Genomic DNA, 15,858 nt, shown 5'->3' with positions numbered 1-15,858 from the left:
AGTCTTTTTATTTTCTATTTTCGTGGTAACAGTCCAAAGCATAGATCATTACGATAAAGTGCACTCCACCGCAATAACCATTGGCACTTTCGATGGTGTTCATATTGGACATCGCATGATATTGGAACGCATTATAAACAATGCCAAAACCTTAGATTTAAAATCTATGGTTTTGACCTTTTTTCCTCATCCAAGAATGGTTTTGCAAAAGGACGCAAACATCAAATTATTAAACACTCTTGATGAGAAGATTCAAATCTTAGAAAATCTTGGTCTTGATCATTTAATCATTCATCCCTTTTCAAAAGATTTTTCAAGGCTTTCCGCAACCGAATTTGTTCGTGATGTATTAGTAAATAAACTACAAACAAAAAAAATAATCATTGGTTACGACCATCGATTCGGAAGAAACCGCACTGCAAATATTACAGACCTTATTACTTTCGGAAGTACTTTCGATTTTGAAGTTGAAGAAATATCTGCCCAAGAAATTGATGATGTATCTGTGAGCTCTACTAAAATTCGAGGAGCTCTTAAAAATGGGGAGGTACAAACTGCCAACGCTTATTTAGGATATAAGTATATGCTAACAGGAACGGTTAAAAGAGGTAAAGGCCTAGGCCGTCAATTGAATTTTCCAACAGCTAATTTATATATTGAAGAAACCTACAAACTTATACCTAAAAATGGAGTGTATGTTGTTCAAAGCGACATTGAAGGCGTCACCATTTTCGGCATGATGAATATTGGTTTTAACCCAACCGTCTCAGGCAAGGAAAAAACTATTGAAATTCATTTTTTCGATTTTGATCAAGACCTTTACGATAAAAAGCTGCAGATTGATATTATAGACAGGCTGCGTGATGAACATAAGTTCGAATCGCTTGAATCGCTTAAAAAACAACTTGCAAAAGATCAAGAAAGTTCGCTTTCTATAATAGCGAAGTTATGAATGCCCTAAATCGTTTGCTATTCACCAAAGTTGACAACACTCCCCTTCTTATTTTTCGTGTTTTCTTTGGAATATTAATTGCTCTAGAATGTTATGGAGCCATTCTTACAGGTTGGGTAAAGCGTACATTAATAGAGCCCCAATTCACTTTTAATTTCATAGGTTTAGATTGGCTACAGCCTCTTCCTGGCTATGGTATGTATATCTATTTTTTCATTATGGGAACGCTAGGTGTCTGTATCGCCCTTGGCTTCAAATATCGCTTCAGCATGATATCATTCACCATTCTTTGGACAGGTGTATACTTGATGCAAAAAACATCCTATAACAATCATTACTATTTACTGATTTTGATTTCAGCAATGATGTGTTTTTTTTCGGCTAATGCAGGATATTCTTTGGATGCAAAGAACAATCCCTCTTTGAAAAAAGAATATATGTTTAGTTATGTTAAATGGGTTGTGATACTGCAGTTATTTATTGTTTACACATACGCTTCTATTGCCAAGATTTATGGAGATTGGTTAGATTTTAGTATTATAAAAATTCTAATGACTGACAAGGCGGAGTATTATGTAATCGGAGATTTACTTCAACAAGAATGGGCTCATAAAATTGTTGGTGTTTTCGGTATCCTATTCGATTTGCTAATTATACCCGCATTACTTTGGAAACCCACACGAAAATTCGCATTTTTTGCCTCCATTTTTTTCCATCTTTTTAATTCTATTGTTTTCCAAATAGGCATTTTCCCTTACCTATCACTTGCCTTTACAGTCTTCTTTTTTAAAGCAGAAACGCTTCGCAACATTTTCTTCAAAAGAAAGGTTCTGTTTGCAAAGAAAGAAGTTCAAACTCCTACTTACAATACTATTTTTTACGCATTGGCAGGCTTTTATTTCATAATACAGCTCCTTCTTCCTATACGACACCACCTTATAAAAGATCAAGTACTATGGACTGAAGAGGGGCATCGCATGAGTTGGCGAATGATGCTTAGAAGCAGAGTAGGAATTATAAAATTTAAGGTGGTAAATACTCAAACAAAAACTTCCTCTTATATAAATCTAAACGATTATTTATCTAGGAAGCAAGAACAACGAATCGCAGCCTATCCTGATTTTATTTGGCAGTTTGCCCAGCACCTAAAGAAAGAAGCTGCTGCAAAAGGAGAAGATATTTCAGTGTACGCCTTGAACTCCAAAGTAAGTATTAATGGCAAGCCGTACCGTGCTTTCATCGACCCCAAAGTAGATTTAGCCAATACTTCATGGAACTATTTTTGGCATAACCAATGGATTTTACCTTCACAACCAGAAAGGAATAAAAATTAGTTAACATGTTGCAATATCGATAGTAGATTGATTGGTTGCTCAATTAAACCTAAATTTGCTCTTCAAATAAAATTATAATGTTACAAATACAAGTCATCCGAGATAAAAAAGACGAAATCATAAACGCCTTGAAAAAGCGAAATATTGATGCTAATTCTCTTTTAAATGATATTCTTTCTTTGGATGAAAAAAGAAGAGCAACCCAAACCCGGTTAGATGCTACTTTGGCTGAATCAAATACCCTTTCAAAAGAAATTGGAATGCTTTTCAAGAGTGGAAATGCTCAAGAAGCAAATGCGCTCAAGGAAAAAACAGGAAGTCTAAAAGAAGATTCTAAAAGACTTGGTGATGAACTGAATGTGGTAGCAGAAGAATTACAAAATCTATTATACCAAATTCCGAATATTCCCCATGAATCTGTTCCCGCAGGAAGCACAGACGCCGATAATGAGGAGATTTTCGAAGAAGGTGAAATCCCAACTTTAAGTACCGATGCACTTCCTCATTGGGAACTGGCTAAAAAATATGACATTATTGATTTCGAACTCGGGGTTAAAATAGCAGGAGCAGGTTTTCCAGTATACAAAGGAAAAGGTGCTCGCTTGCAACGTGCCCTGATTTCTTACTTCTTAGACAAAAATGCAGAAGCGGGCTATACCGAAATGCAAGTGCCACATGTTGTAAATGAAGCTTCTGGACTTGGAACGGGTCAGTTACCTGACAAAGAAGGGCAGATGTACCATATAGGTGGCGATGATTTGTACTTGATTCCTACCGCAGAAGTACCCGTTACGAATTTGTTTCGTGACGAAATTATTAATGAAAAAGACTTCCCTATTTGTTATACCGCTTATACACCGTGTTTCCGTCGTGAGGCAGGAAGTTATGGAGCTCATGTTCGTGGTTTGAACAGATTACACCAATTTGATAAAGTGGAAATCGTACGTGTTGAACATCCGAAGAACTCTTATAAAGCTTTGGATGGAATGGTAGAACATGTTAAGAATATTCTCAGAGAGTTGAAACTCCCCTATCGCATTCTAAGATTGTGTGGAGGAGATTTAGGATTTACTTCTGCTTTAACTTTTGACTTCGAGGTATTTTCAACAGCACAAGACCGCTGGCTTGAAATCAGTTCAGTTTCCAATTTCGAAGCTTATCAATCTAATCGTTTGAAACTCCGATTCAAAGACGAAAATGGAAAAAGCCAACTGGCGCATACCTTAAATGGAAGTTCTTTGGCCTTACCACGTGTTTTAGCAGGAATATTGGAGAATTACCAGACAGAAGATGGTATTGAAATTCCTAAAGTACTAGTGCCTTACTGTGGGTTCAATAAAATTGATTAGTCGAATTTTAAAGCTTACTAGTCTTCAAACCTCGTATTTACAAAGACAATATTGCTATCGTAGAATTTAGCGACTTCGTACATATTAGAAAATTTGAACCAATCTTTATCGATGGTTTTATCTCTCCAAAGTGCACTATCACCGAATAAATCAAAAGTAGTTCGCTTGAACTTGGCCTTCGTAACTGAAGTGTAAATACCCTCTTTATAAACCAAAAAACGGAGTGATTCCGGTTTTGAACTCTTTGTGAATTTAGGTTCAAAAAACACTTGAATGTTGTTCCCTTGATACATGTTCAAATAGAACATTTTATCAAGAGGTTTTTTGAAATCTTTGGGTAATGATATTAATTCAAATTCTCCCCATTGAATTTCATCACAGGTTTCAGCCATGAAAATCTGAGAAAAATCAGTAGCATCTTTTCTGAACTCAATATGCTCCAATAAAGTCCCCGATTTAATCACACATTTGATTTGTCCAAAATACTGCTTGCCATTACTCAATACCAGAAGTCCGTCTTGCCATTGCTCAATACCCTTTTCAGTGACTGATTGTTGTAATGAATCTACCTGAGCCAATATGCCTAAAGAAAATAAGGAAAAGCAAAACATAATGAGTTGCTTCTTGAATAGATATGGGGTCATAAATATAAATTGTAGGTTTTTTCTTACTATATTTAATAACTAACGCCTAACTCTTAAGATTGTTGTTTGGGTTAAGATTAAAAAATACTACTTGCTAATAAACTCCGTTTAACCTTTTATTAAGTCGATTCTTCCACAGAACTGCGGTATATTTACAGTATGAAATCTTGCCTTTGCATCTTTCTTCTTATTTTAACCACCTCTATCTTTGCTCAAGAAGATTTCTTGGCAAAGCGTTATTTTGAGGATGGAGATTACGAGAAAGCTGTTGTTTTCTATGAGAAACTTGTTGAAAAAGACCCGAGAAGAACAGATTACACCGAAGGCTTAATTGCGTGTTATCAGCAACTTGAACGTTATGAAGATGCTGAAAAATTCTTGTTGCATGCTCTAGAAATGGGTCGACCTTACCCCACGCTATTCATCGAACTGGGCTATAACTACACGCTACAAGACATTTCTGAAAAAGCTGACCAATACTATAACAAGGCCATTGCCGTGATTGACGAAAATCCGAATTACGGCTATGGTATCGGATTCCGTTTTCAAAAATATGCACTTCTAGACTATGCTCTAAAGGCGTATTCAAGAGCAATGGAACTCAATCCGAAATTAGATTACAACTTTCAAATGGCTCGCATATATGGAGAGCAAGGGAATATCGACAAAATGTTCAGTGCTTATCTGGTCTTAATTCGACAAGGAAAAGCTTCAATGTCAAATGTCATTCGAAATTTTGACGACTTCATTAGTGAAGATGCAGAATCTGAAAACAATATCAAACTTAAAACCATCCTACTTCAAAATGCTCAAAAAGACCCAGATGTGATATGGAATCAGTTGTTAAGCTGGTTATTTGTGCAACAAAAACAATATAGTAGTGCCTTCCGTCAAGAAAAAGCTATTTACAAGCGTATGGATGGTTCATCTATGCAGAGGCTCGAAAACCTTGGAAATTTAGCCTTAGACGATAGCGACACAGAGATAGCACAAAGTATTTTTGAATATATCATTGAAAACACGAACGACGAGGTTACCAAACTAAACTCCCAATTAAATATCATAGATATTCAATTGCTAGATGCCGATGAAAAAGTATTGAATACTGTACAAGAGCAATATGAAGAGCTTATTGAAATTCATGGGTATAAAAGCCAGACCCTTCAATTACAAATTGCTTATGCCAACTTTCTAACATTCAAGAAGGATAGTCCGGAGCCCGCCATTGAAATTCTAAAAAATAGTTTGGAGCTTCCCTTGAATGCAAGAGGAACGGCCTACGTAAAATTAGCATTGGGTGATATTTTGGTTTTTAATAAAAAGTTCAATCAGGCACTTATTTACTTTTCCCAAATTCAGAAAAAATTAAAAAATGATGTGTTAGGCCAGAATGCCCGATACAAAGTAGCACAAACCAGTTTTTATAAGGGAGATTTCGATTGGGCCTTGACACAATTAAAAGTCTTGCGTGGTTCTACTTCGCAACTCATAGCCAATGATGCCATGCAATTGAGCCTCTTAATTTCAGACAACTCCTTGGAAGATTCAACACAAACTGCCCTTAGAAAATACGCCCGTGCAGACCTATTAGCTTATCAAAACAAAACCAAGGAGGCGATTTCTGAATTAAATGGGATTCTGCTCGACCATAAAGGTGAAAAAATAGAAGACGAGGCGCTCCTAAAACAAGGTGAGCTTTTAGAAGGAATAAAAGAATATGCAGCTGCAGAATTAAATTACCGCAAGATTATAGAGTTCTATGGTTCTGGTATTCTAGCCGACGACGCCTATTTTCAATTGGGCGAATTGTATAGAAATGTGTTTAATGAACCTGAAAAAGCTAAAACGCAATACGAAAAGATTATTTATAATTACCAAGACAGTTATTACTTTCCGCAAGCACGAAAAAACTTTAGAAGGCTCAGGGGAGATTCTATAAATTAAATTCAAATACAAGTTCAAAAGTCAAGCTCAAAAAGCCTCTTGAATTTGTATTTGAGTTTTGAATTTACATTTAAAATGTACATCTACAACGTTACCATAAATATTGAAGAATCAGTTCACGACCAATGGCTTTTATGGATGAGGGAAACTCATATACCAGACATGTTGGCGACTGGAAAATTCTCAAAGGCAAAAATGTGTAAAGTTTTGGTGGAGGAAGAAATGGGCGGCTTAACCTATTCCGTTCAATACACCACCACAGATAAAAAAACTTTAGAAAGCTACTATATCGAAGATGCAGACCGATTGCGCCAAGACATCACCAAGCTATTTGCCGGAAAGTTCGTAGCCTTTCGTACGGAGCTAGAAATCGTAAGTGAGCATTAGAAATGGGTAAAAACAAGAAGAAATCCTTTCAGAAATGGAAAGACAAAAAGGATCGAGATGATAGTCCCGTTAAGGCTAAGAAACATTTAGGACAACACTTTTTAAAGGATGAAACTATTGCTCAGCAAATTGCTGAAACTCTTTCTTTTAACGGGTATAAAAATGTTATTGAAATTGGTCCAGGAACGGGTGTTCTCACAAAATATCTTTTGCAAAACGATATTGACTTAGTTGCGATGGACTTGGATTCAGAATCCATAGTCCACCTCAATCATAGCTTTCTATTAGAACATCCCAAGGTTTTAGAGGGCGATGGCTCTTTCAAAGTTATCGAAGCAGATTTTCTGAAATATGATCTGTCACAGTTCTTCGGAACCGAGCAGTTCGCAGTAACCGGGAACTTTCCCTATAATATTTCCACTCAGATAGTTTTTAAGATGTTGGAGATGAAGGAACAGATTCCTGAATTCACAGGAATGTTCCAAAAGGAAGTAGCTGCTCGAATCTGCGAAAAAGAAGGCAATAAAACCTACGGAATTCTTTCAGTACTCGTGCAAGCCTTTTATAATGCAGAGTATTTATTTACGGTGCATCCAGAGGTATTTGATCCGCCACCTAAAGTACAGTCTGGAGTTTTACGCCTTACCAGAAAAACAAATTTTAAGCTTGATTGTGATGAAAAGCTATTCTTCAAAGTAGTAAAATCAGCATTTAATCATCGTAGAAAGACACTTCGTAACAGTTTAAAAATCTTTGCCCTTTCTGATATTCTCAAAGAAGATGCTATATTTGACCGACGCCCAGAACAAATGGCAGTTGCCGATTTTATAGCGTTGACGAAGAAGATAGCAGATGATACCCTTTAAACTCACAGATGAGCTATTAGCTGAGATCCAACAGCTTATTGAAACCCAAAAAAATTCCACCTTGGAAACACTTTTGGAAGAGGTGCATTATGCTGATGTTGCCGAGATCATCAACGAACTAAAATCAGATGAGGCCACCTACCTTATAAAGTTATTAGATAGCGACAAAACGTCTGACGTACTTACAGAGTTAGATGAAGATATTCGAGAGGCTATTTTAAACAATCTTTCTGTAAAGGAAATTGCCGAAGAATTAGAAGAACTAGATACTGATGATGCTGCAGATATTGTTGGTGAACTTCCACAGGAAATTGTTCAAGATGTTATCTCTGAAATTGAGGATAAGGAGCATGCCAAAGACATTGTTGATCTTCTGCGTTATGATGAAGATTCCGCTGGCGGTCTAATGGCGAAGGAATTGGTGAAGGTTAGAGAAACTTGGAATGTACTAACCTGTGTAAAAGAAATGCGGGCTCAGGCTGAAAACGTAACTCGTGTGCATTCCATTTATGTAGTAGACGATGAAGATAAACTCATTGGAAGACTCTCATTGAAAGATTTACTAACGACTTCAACAACGGTTCCCATTCGTGATGTTTACATCGCAAAAAAAGTTGATTCTGTCAACGTCAATGAAAAACCAGAAGAAGTAGCGAAAATCATGTCTAAATATGATTTGGAAGCAATTCCCGTAGTTGATGAAATTGGACGTTTGGTGGGAAGAATTACCATCGATGATATCGTTGATGTTATTAAGGAAGAAGCAGAGAAAGATTATCAATTAGCCGCCGGTATCTCGCAAGATGTAGAAGCAGATGATAGTATTTGGGAATTAACTCGCGCCCGTCTTCCTTGGCTAATACTAGGGCTCTTCGGTGGACTAGGTGCCGCTGCAATAATGGGAGGTTTTGAAGAAATGATTTCCAAACACGCCATTTTATTTTACTTCACACCTTTAATTGCCGCGATGGCTGGTAATGTTGGCGTACAGTCAAGTGCTATCATCGTTCAAGGTTTGGCAAATGATGATTTAAAGGGAAGCGTAGGGAACAGACTGATTAAAGAAATGCTCTTAGCGCTTCTAAATGGATTAATACTTGCAGCTATATTACTCCTCTTTACCTGGTTTTGGAAAGGTGATTTCTTGACTGCGCTTGCCATTTCAATATCTTTGATAGCCGTAATTATAGTAGCAGGTTTTATAGGCACATTTACTCCTCTTTTCTTAGACAAAAGAGGTATCGACCCGGCTATTGCAACAGGGCCATTTATCACCACAAGTAATGATATATTTGGAATTTTGATTTATTTCTGGATTGCCAAGATTGTTTTGGGAATTTAAAAACAAAAATCACAAATCGTCTTTTCTAGTTCGTATGTTGATTTTGGGCGATTTTTAACACATCTTATAACTTTCTTAACACCCATCATTTAAAAAGCACCTTAGCTTTAGGGAAACTAATCTAACCATTTTCATATGCAAAAAATTACTTTCCTACTACTTCTGCTTTGCCCAATGCTGTTCTTTGGACAAACCACACAAAAGAAATTTAACCTCGACTTTGAAGAAACAATCGCTGATTCGAAACTACCGAAAGGTTGGCACAAATGGGGCAATTATCAACTTCAAAAAGATTCTTTAACGATCTTTTCAGGTAACTATTCAGGAAAAATTATTGCCGATAAATCTGGTAGTTCGTTCGGTAGTATTGCCTTTAAAATACCTGCGAACTACAAAGGGAAAGAAATTCGTCTTGAAGGGTATATGAAAATCGAAAACGTTACTAAAGGAGTAGCTGGTTTGTTATTGAGGTTAGATGGAGATGGTGGTGTTCTTCAATTTGATAATATGATGAATAAAGGGATTAAAGGCAGCATAGATTGGAAAAAGTATAGCATCACTTTACCTTTTCCTGAAAACACTACTGATATTTATGTAGCTGGTATTCTATCAGGCAGTGGAGAAGCATGGTTTGATGATTTTTCAGTATTCGTAGACGGCAAGGATATACAGACTTTAAAAGAAGAAATAAAGGAATTATCGAAAGCGCAGCGAGATACCATTTTTGATAATGGTTCTAAGGTTGTCTTTCCTAAATTGAATGAACCAAAACTTGAAAATCTAGCATTACTTTGTAAAATTTGGGGTTTTTTAAAGTACTTCCATCCCAATTTGGCTACAGGTGATTACAATTGGGATTATGAGTTATTTCGTTTTTTACCTAGCTACCTAGCGGTAAAGAACAATATTGAAAGAGATGAGATTTTATCGGACTGGATTAACAAATACGGCACTGTTAAAGAATGTAAAAAGTGCAAACCATTCGACAAAAATGCCTTTAAAGTATCAAACTTAAACTGGATTTCAGATTCAAAGCTCTCTGAAGAATTAGAGAAAAAATTATTGTTTATACAGAAAAATCGACATCAAGGAAAGGGATACCATATTTCTTTAGTCAAAAACATTGGAAACCCAAAATTCTCTAATGAAAATGCTTATCGAGAAATGCCATATCCTGACGCTGGTTTCAGACTTTTAACTTTATACCGCTATTGGAACATCATTCAATATTACTTTCCGTACAAACATCTAATGGACAAAGAATGGAATGAGACTTTAAAAGATTTTTTACCTAGATTAATAGAAGCGAAAGATGAACTAGAGTATGAAATTGCAACATTACAACTGATAGGTAGAATTCAAGATACCCACGCAAATCTTTGGAATGGTAATAATGCTATTTCTGAATCTAGAGGCGATAATTTTGCGCCAGTTCATTTGCGTTTTATTGAAAATCAGTTGGTTGTGGTTGACTACTATAATCCTGAATTAAAAGAGACAACAGGTTTAGAAGTTGGTGACGTGATTTTAAAAATTAACGGTCAGGATGTTGACCAAATTGTGAAGGAAAAGCTGCCCTTTTATCCAGCTTCAAATTACCCCACTCAACTAAGAGATATTGCCGCAGACATGCTTCGTTCAAATGATGAAAAGTGTAAGTTGACCTTCAAAAACGATAACGGCATACAGCAAAAAGAAATTACGTTATATCCTAGAGCAGACTTAAGTATCTATAGATGGTATCCTGAATCAAAAGATACAAAAAGCTATAAATTATTAAATGATAATGTTGGTTATGTAACATTACAAACCATTAATTACGACGATGTAGAGCAAATAAAAGAGGATTTTCAAAATCTTAAAGGTATAGTGGTAGATATAAGAAATTACCCTTCTGAATTTGTACCATTTGCTTTAGGCTCATTTTTTACGAGCAAATTTGTGCCGTTCGTTAAATTCACTGTAGTAAATGGGGACTTCCCGGGGGAGTTTAGTTTTGGTAAGAACCTATCTATTCCTCAAAAGGGAAAAAACTTTGATGGTAAAGTAATTGTATTAGTGAATGAGCTTTCGCAAAGTCAAGCAGAATATACCGCAATGGCTTTTCGAGCAGGTGACAACGTTACTATTATTGGTAGCACTACAGCTGGCGCCGATGGTAATGTTTCTGGTATTCCTCTACCGGGAGGAATAAGTACAATGATCTCAGGAATAGGGGTATACTACCCAGATGGCACAGAAACGCAAAGAGTTGGAATCGTTCCTGACATTGAGATCAAACCAACAATAAAGGGAGTTAGAGCAGGTAAGGATGAAGTTTTAGAAAAAGCTATTGAACTCATTCTTAAAGAATAACATACATTAGTGGTTTCAAAACTTCTTTCGTATGAAACCTATAAACCTAAAAGAAAAACATTCCCTTTTTACCAAACAATGGCACCCCCATCAAATAGCGGTCGTTGATGATATGCAGGTCATTCTAGCCAAAGTTCAGGGAGAATTCGTTTGGCACACTCACGAAAATGAAGATGAACTTTTTCAAGTTTTAAAGGGAACGCTTTATATGAAGTTTCGTGACCGAACAGAAGTGGTGCATGAAGGTGAGCTTATTGTAGTCCCGAAAGGTGTTGAACATTGCCCCTCTACGAAAGATGGTGAAGAGGTACAATTATTACTTTTCGAAAAATTAAATACGGCGCATACGGGTGATGTTGAACATGAAATGACACAGAACCACTATCCTAAAATCTAAATTCTTTTTTATGAAAATCCTACACTTAGATATCAATCATCCTTTAATTATTGAACAATTTGAAGCCCTTGGGTTTCAGAATGAAGAAGACTATACCTCATCGAAAGAAGAGGTGATGCACAAAATACATGTCTATGATGGTATAATCATCCGTAGTCGTTTTTCTTTGGATACAGCCTTTCTTGAAAAAGCGACTAATCTTAAATTCATAGGAAGACTAGGAGCCGGCTTAGAAAATATTGACACCGACTATGCGAGGGCAAACGGAATATTCTTGGCTGCTGCCCCAGAAGGAAACAGAAATGCTGTTGGCGAACACGCCCTCGGAATGCTACTCGCACTTTTCAACAAACTACATACAGCCGATAGAGAAGTTCGGTCAGGAAAATGGGAACGCGAAGGCAACCGAGGACTAGAATTAGAAGGCAAAGTCGTTGGTGTTATCGGTTACGGAAATATGGGCAAAGCTTTTGCTAAAAAATTGAAAGGCTTTGATGTTTCCGAAGTCATTTGTTATGATATTCAAGGTGGTGTTGGTGATGAAAATGCGCGCCAAGTAGGTATTCTAGAGTTGCAACAAAGAGCCGATATTTTAAGTCTTCACTTACCACAAACCGAATCAACCATCAGCATGGTAAATACCGAATTCATAGACGCTTTTCAAAAGTCCATTTGGTTAATAAATACCGCCCGTGGCAAGTGTGTAGTTACTGAAGATTTAGTATCAGCGCTAAATTCAGGAAAGATACTAGGGGCTGGTTTGGATGTTTTAGAATATGAAAAGTCGTCGTTTGAAAATATGTTTGTTGACGGTCAAATGCCTGAAGCCTTCCAATATTTGATAAAAGCAGACAATATAATTTTATCACCTCATGTTGCCGGTTGGACGGTAGAAAGCAAAATCAAACTGGCCCAAACCGTAGTGAATAAAATCAAAACAAAGTTTTGTTAACTTTAAAAGGTGAAAAAAACCGTTATCACTTTCGGACTACTAATTCTAGCCTTGCTATTGTTATTTCAAATAAGTAAATACACACTTGTTAGTGGCGATTTAAAAATAGAAATTATAATGGCAGTAATAGCCGTCATATTTTTTGTAATTGGCATAGTTCTAAACAAAAAGAGTCTTCACAAAGCGGCGATTGATACTGAAGAACTTGATATTGCTAAAGTTGATGAATTAGACTTAAGCAAAAGAGAATATGAAGTTTTGAAAGAAATCTCCTTAGGCTTATCAAATAGAGAAATTGGCGATAAGTTGTTTTTATCTGAAAGCACTATAAAAACGCATGTATCTAATATTCTGGTTAAGTTAGATGCCAAACGCAGAACACAGGCCGTTCAAATAGCGAAAAAACTTCGTATTATATAATTTAGCCCATAAGTACTAAAGTATTAGCATTTTAGTACTTTAGTATGAGTCTCAACAACCACTTCAATTTTACTTTTGTTCTACCTAATAATAAACACTAGTATCATGAAAAACACAATTATCAAATTCGGTTTCTATGGATTTCTTCTTTCCATAGTTCTTTTTCTATCAGGACTTTATTTTGGAAAAGGCATGGACTTTTCTACGCAAGAAGTTGTGGGCTATCTAACAATGGTTGTCTCTTTAGTTTTCGTTTTCTTTGGCATAAAACATTTTAGGGATAATGAAAACAAAGGTCAATTGTCATTGTCCAAAGGCCTTTTAATTGGACTATTGATTTCGGCTTTTACTGCCAGCGGAATCGCCCTTGCAGATTATATCTACACTACTGCTATCAATCCCGATTTCTTTAATGAGTATATTGCTATGATGCGTGAACAAGGACATACAGAAGAAATTCCAGACTGGGGAAGTGGCTTTATGGCTTTCGTAATGTTTGCCACTGTACTTATTATCGGATTTATTATTTCATTAATTTCAGCATTGATTCTTCAACGTAAAAACTAATTTCATGAATTACAAAGCAAATTCACCAGAAGAATACATTAAACAGCTTCCTGAAGAACGGCAATTTGCTGTTTCTAAACTAAGGGCAATCATTTCAAAAAACCTTCCTAAAGGTTTTCAAGAGCAAATGAGTTATGGTATGTTGGGCTGGGTTGTGCCGCACTCCATATATCCTGATGGGTACCATTGCGACACCAAGCTTCCATTACCCTTTATAAATATTGCTTCGCAAAAGAATTTTGTAGCATTGTATCATTCCGGAATTTATGCTTACCCAAAACTCCATGACTGGTTTGTTAAAGAATATCCAAAGTATGTAAAAACAAAATTAGATATGGGAAAGAGCTGTATTCGATTTAAAAAAATGGAAACAATTCCTTATGAATTAATCGAGGAGCTTTGCACAAAGATGACGGTTGATGAATGGATTGCGCTTTATGAGAAGAATGTTAAAACGAAGTAAAAGTAATTTACGTTTTAAAATAAACAGATTCCCGACTTCTCGGGAGAGATAATAAAACATTATTTATGAAAAGAGTAACCGGTTTAGGAGGATTCTTCTTTAAGACCAAAGACCCCGACGGAATCAAAAAATGGTACAAAGAACGATTAGGAATTCCAACGGACAACTACGGCTGGACCTTCTGGTGGAAAGACAAAGATGGTAATGATTGTTCTACACAATGGAGCCCCATGAATGAAGACACCAAATATTTCGAGCCAAGTCAGAAACAATTCATGATGAATTTCAGAGTTGAAAATCTAGTTGAACTATTGGAGGTTTTGAAAAAAGAAGGTGTTACCATTGTAGGTGAAATCGAAGAATACGACTACGGCAAGTTCGGATGGATTCTAGACCCAGAAGGAAACAAGCTGGAATTATGGGAACCCATAGACAAAGCGTTTCTCTAAAACTTAAATATTCGCTACATTTAACGCATATAATAACAACCAAAAAAACAATACGATGTCAGAAGAAAATAAAGATTTGGGGGACAAGGCTGAAGATGCCTTTGACTCTGCAAAAGAAAAGGCAAGTGAATTGGGTGAAAAAGCCAGTGAGAAGTTCGATGATGCAAAAGAAGCAGCAAGTGATTTTGCAGATGATGCCAAGAAAACTGCAAATGAATTTGCAGACAGTGCGAAAGAGGCCTTTAGCGGAGCTGGAGGAGAGAATAAGAAAGTGTTAGCTGGTGTATTAGCAATTATTGTGGGATCTCTAGGAGTTCATAAATTCATATTAGGGTATAAAAAAGAAGGAATAATTCTTTTAGTAGCCACCGTAATTGGTTATGCAACGATGTGTTTTGTAATCGGAAGTTTTATCGTAATGGCCACAGCTATTGTAGGTTTAATTGAAGGTATTATATATCTCACAAAATCCGATGAGGAATTTTATAATACGTATCAGGCCGGTCAAAAACCTTGGTTCTAAATAACTAAGAAAAGTCAAATTTTTGAAGTTTGGCTTTTTTAATTCAATTTATCATCGTAATATTGCAATATATAAATATGTAATGGGAATTACCAAAACACAAATATTCAATAGTAGGCAAAATGAGTTGGCCATTATTTTCAAAGTACTGTCGAACCCAGCTCGCATTGCTATTCTGCAATATATAAGTGGTCAGAAAGCTTGTATTTGCAATGATATTGTTGATGAAATCGGGCTTGCACAACCTACAATTTCCCAACATCTAAAAGAATTGAAAAGCATTGATTTGATAGAAGGCGCTATTGATGGAAAAAAAGTCTGCTATTGCATCAACCTAAAAAAATGGAAGGAAATACAAGACCTCTTAAACTCCTTTTTTGATAAAACTAAATTTAATTGTTGTTAAAAACATCCTATGAAAACAAACGAATTTTTATCTCTGTTGAAAGACAATCCGGCAAAGACACTATTGTTTGAATATAAACCCAATAGCTTTGTAAGAGCCAACTATCACATTACAGAAATCAAAAATATTACGGTTGATTCCGTTGATTGTGGTGCAAAAACAGATTTCTGGAAAGAGACCATCATTCAACTTTGGGAAGACCCTACCGAAGTAGATACTGAAGGTACCATGTCTGCTTTTAAAGCTTTGGGCATTCTCAACAAAGTTGACACCATAAAACCTATGAAGAGAGAAGTTGAAGTAAAATTCGAATACAGCAACGCCAATTTTCATATGGCACAACTCTTTGTAAATGATGTTGAATTATCGGAAGATAGAATCATAATGAAGTTAGGTGTTCTACAAACAGATTGTAAGGCAAAAGAAACTTGTGGAGTTACTGTAGAAGTCAGTACTCAAGAAAATAATTCTTGCGCCCCAGGAAGTGGGTGCTGTTAATCTAAAACAA

18 protein-coding genes are annotated in these 15,858 nt (G+C 36.1%); 17 read left to right on the top strand and 1 reads right to left on the bottom strand.

Annotated features, from left to right (window positions below):
* Nucleotides 1-22 precede the first annotated feature (22 nt).
* The 3 genes from ACKWCD_RS09640 (at nt 23) to serS (ending at nt 3,635) form a co-directional block, all read left to right on the top strand.
* Nucleotides 23-952 (top strand): bifunctional riboflavin kinase/FAD synthetase, encoded by a 930-nt coding sequence (locus ACKWCD_RS09640; protein ID WP_413983735.1) that lies wholly within the window; start codon nt 23-25, stop codon nt 950-952.
* A complete protein-coding gene (locus tag ACKWCD_RS09635; RefSeq protein WP_413983734.1) occupies nt 949-2,286 on the top strand; it encodes an HTTM domain-containing protein in 1,338 nt (445 codons plus the stop codon). The genes ACKWCD_RS09640 and ACKWCD_RS09635 overlap by 4 nt, the downstream gene beginning before the upstream one ends.
* Nucleotides 2,287-2,363: 77 nt before the next feature.
* On the top strand, nt 2,364-3,635 hold the full coding sequence (gene serS / locus ACKWCD_RS09630; RefSeq protein ID WP_413983733.1) for a serine--tRNA ligase: 1,272 nt from the start codon (nt 2,364-2,366) through the stop codon (nt 3,633-3,635).
* Between the two features lie 17 nt (nt 3,636-3,652).
* Here serS and ACKWCD_RS09625 read toward each other — a convergent pair whose 3' ends face one another.
* Complete coding sequence (locus ACKWCD_RS09625) at nt 3,653-4,279, bottom strand: hypothetical protein (protein WP_413983732.1); 627 nt, start codon at nt 4,277-4,279, stop codon at nt 3,653-3,655.
* Nucleotides 4,280-4,438: 159 nt separating this feature from the next.
* Between ACKWCD_RS09625 and ACKWCD_RS09620 the strand changes: the two genes are divergently transcribed.
* From ACKWCD_RS09620 to ACKWCD_RS09555, 14 genes are all read left to right on the top strand, one after another.
* Entirely contained in the window at nt 4,439-6,223 is a 1,785-nt protein-coding gene (locus ACKWCD_RS09620) for a tetratricopeptide repeat protein (RefSeq protein WP_413983731.1), read from the top strand.
* Between the two features lie 75 nt (nt 6,224-6,298).
* Nucleotides 6,299-6,610 (top strand): DUF4286 family protein, encoded by a 312-nt coding sequence (locus ACKWCD_RS09615; RefSeq protein ID WP_413983730.1) that lies wholly within the window; start codon nt 6,299-6,301, stop codon nt 6,608-6,610.
* A gap of 2 nt (nt 6,611-6,612) precedes the next feature.
* A complete protein-coding gene (gene rsmA, locus ACKWCD_RS09610; RefSeq protein WP_413983729.1) occupies nt 6,613-7,476 on the top strand; it encodes a 16S rRNA (adenine(1518)-N(6)/adenine(1519)-N(6))-dimethyltransferase RsmA in 864 nt (287 codons plus the stop codon).
* Complete coding sequence (gene mgtE, locus ACKWCD_RS09605; protein WP_413983728.1) at nt 7,463-8,818, top strand: magnesium transporter; 1,356 nt, start codon at nt 7,463-7,465, stop codon at nt 8,816-8,818. The genes rsmA and mgtE overlap by 14 nt, the downstream gene beginning before the upstream one ends.
* A 135-nt stretch (nt 8,819-8,953) precedes the next feature.
* Complete coding sequence (locus ACKWCD_RS09600) at nt 8,954-11,173, top strand: S41 family peptidase (protein ID WP_413983727.1); 2,220 nt, start codon at nt 8,954-8,956, stop codon at nt 11,171-11,173.
* Nucleotides 11,174-11,204: 31 nt separating this feature from the next.
* Nucleotides 11,205-11,570 carry a cupin domain-containing protein gene (locus ACKWCD_RS09595; RefSeq protein WP_413983726.1) on the top strand — a complete coding sequence of 122 codons (366 nt, stop codon included), beginning with the start codon at nt 11,205-11,207 and terminating at the stop codon, nt 11,568-11,570.
* Between the two features lie 10 nt (nt 11,571-11,580).
* Nucleotides 11,581-12,522 (top strand): 2-hydroxyacid dehydrogenase, encoded by a 942-nt coding sequence (locus ACKWCD_RS09590; RefSeq protein WP_413983725.1) that lies wholly within the window; start codon nt 11,581-11,583, stop codon nt 12,520-12,522.
* A gap of 9 nt (nt 12,523-12,531) precedes the next feature.
* Entirely contained in the window at nt 12,532-12,942 is a 411-nt protein-coding gene (locus ACKWCD_RS09585; RefSeq protein WP_413983724.1) for a response regulator transcription factor, read from the top strand.
* A gap of 105 nt (nt 12,943-13,047) precedes the next feature.
* The gene (locus tag ACKWCD_RS09580) at nt 13,048-13,509 is read left to right on the top strand and encodes a DUF4199 domain-containing protein (RefSeq protein WP_413983723.1); all 462 of its coding nucleotides are present in this window, start codon (nt 13,048-13,050) and stop codon (nt 13,507-13,509) included.
* 4 nt (nt 13,510-13,513) lie between these two features.
* Nucleotides 13,514-13,972, top strand: coding sequence for a DUF1801 domain-containing protein (locus tag ACKWCD_RS09575; RefSeq protein WP_413983722.1), 459 nt, complete (start codon nt 13,514-13,516; stop codon nt 13,970-13,972).
* Between the two features lie 65 nt (nt 13,973-14,037).
* Nucleotides 14,038-14,421 (top strand): VOC family protein, encoded by a 384-nt coding sequence (locus tag ACKWCD_RS09570; protein WP_413983721.1) that lies wholly within the window; start codon nt 14,038-14,040, stop codon nt 14,419-14,421.
* Nucleotides 14,422-14,476: 55 nt separating this feature from the next.
* On the top strand, nt 14,477-14,944 hold the full coding sequence (locus ACKWCD_RS09565) for an NINE protein (protein WP_413983720.1): 468 nt from the start codon (nt 14,477-14,479) through the stop codon (nt 14,942-14,944).
* Between the two features lie 82 nt (nt 14,945-15,026).
* A complete protein-coding gene (locus ACKWCD_RS09560) occupies nt 15,027-15,350 on the top strand; it encodes an ArsR/SmtB family transcription factor (RefSeq protein WP_413983719.1) in 324 nt (107 codons plus the stop codon).
* Between the two features lie 9 nt (nt 15,351-15,359).
* On the top strand, nt 15,360-15,848 hold the full coding sequence (locus ACKWCD_RS09555; protein ID WP_413983718.1) for a DUF6428 family protein: 489 nt from the start codon (nt 15,360-15,362) through the stop codon (nt 15,846-15,848).
* Nucleotides 15,849-15,858 lie beyond the last annotated feature (10 nt).

The sequence above is a fragment of the Maribacter taeanensis genome (assembly GCF_047345145.1).
In the GTDB taxonomy this organism is placed as follows: Bacteria; Bacteroidota; Bacteroidia; order Flavobacteriales; family Flavobacteriaceae; genus Maribacter_C.
Note: the sequence above shows the minus strand (reverse complement) of the source record. Positions and strands in the feature narration are given on the sequence as shown.

Bases quoted from the DNA above. Each gene is read 5' to 3' on its own strand.
- ACKWCD_RS09635 (WP_413983734.1), top strand. From the start codon at position 949: ATGAATGCCCTAAATCGTTTGCTATTCACCAAAGTTGACAACACTCCC.
- serS (WP_413983733.1), top strand. From the start codon at position 2,364: ATGTTACAAATACAAGTCATCCGAGATAAAAAAGACGAAATCATAAAC.
- ACKWCD_RS09625 (WP_413983732.1), bottom strand. From the start codon at position 4,279: ATGACCCCATATCTATTCAAGAAGCAACTCATTATGTTTTGCTTTTCC.
- ACKWCD_RS09620 (WP_413983731.1), top strand. From the start codon at position 4,439: ATGAAATCTTGCCTTTGCATCTTTCTTCTTATTTTAACCACCTCTATC.
- ACKWCD_RS09615 (WP_413983730.1), top strand. From the start codon at position 6,299: ATGTACATCTACAACGTTACCATAAATATTGAAGAATCAGTTCACGAC.
- rsmA (WP_413983729.1), top strand. From the start codon at position 6,613: ATGGGTAAAAACAAGAAGAAATCCTTTCAGAAATGGAAAGACAAAAAG.
- mgtE (WP_413983728.1), top strand. From the start codon at position 7,463: ATGATACCCTTTAAACTCACAGATGAGCTATTAGCTGAGATCCAACAG.
- ACKWCD_RS09600 (WP_413983727.1), top strand. From the start codon at position 8,954: ATGCAAAAAATTACTTTCCTACTACTTCTGCTTTGCCCAATGCTGTTC.
- ACKWCD_RS09595 (WP_413983726.1), top strand. From the start codon at position 11,205: ATGAAACCTATAAACCTAAAAGAAAAACATTCCCTTTTTACCAAACAA.
- ACKWCD_RS09590 (WP_413983725.1), top strand. From the start codon at position 11,581: ATGAAAATCCTACACTTAGATATCAATCATCCTTTAATTATTGAACAA.
- ACKWCD_RS09580 (WP_413983723.1), top strand. From the start codon at position 13,048: ATGAAAAACACAATTATCAAATTCGGTTTCTATGGATTTCTTCTTTCC.
- ACKWCD_RS09575 (WP_413983722.1), top strand. From the start codon at position 13,514: ATGAATTACAAAGCAAATTCACCAGAAGAATACATTAAACAGCTTCCT.
- ACKWCD_RS09570 (WP_413983721.1), top strand. From the start codon at position 14,038: ATGAAAAGAGTAACCGGTTTAGGAGGATTCTTCTTTAAGACCAAAGAC.
- ACKWCD_RS09565 (WP_413983720.1), top strand. From the start codon at position 14,477: ATGTCAGAAGAAAATAAAGATTTGGGGGACAAGGCTGAAGATGCCTTT.
- ACKWCD_RS09560 (WP_413983719.1), top strand. From the start codon at position 15,027: ATGGGAATTACCAAAACACAAATATTCAATAGTAGGCAAAATGAGTTG.
- ACKWCD_RS09555 (WP_413983718.1), top strand. From the start codon at position 15,360: ATGAAAACAAACGAATTTTTATCTCTGTTGAAAGACAATCCGGCAAAG.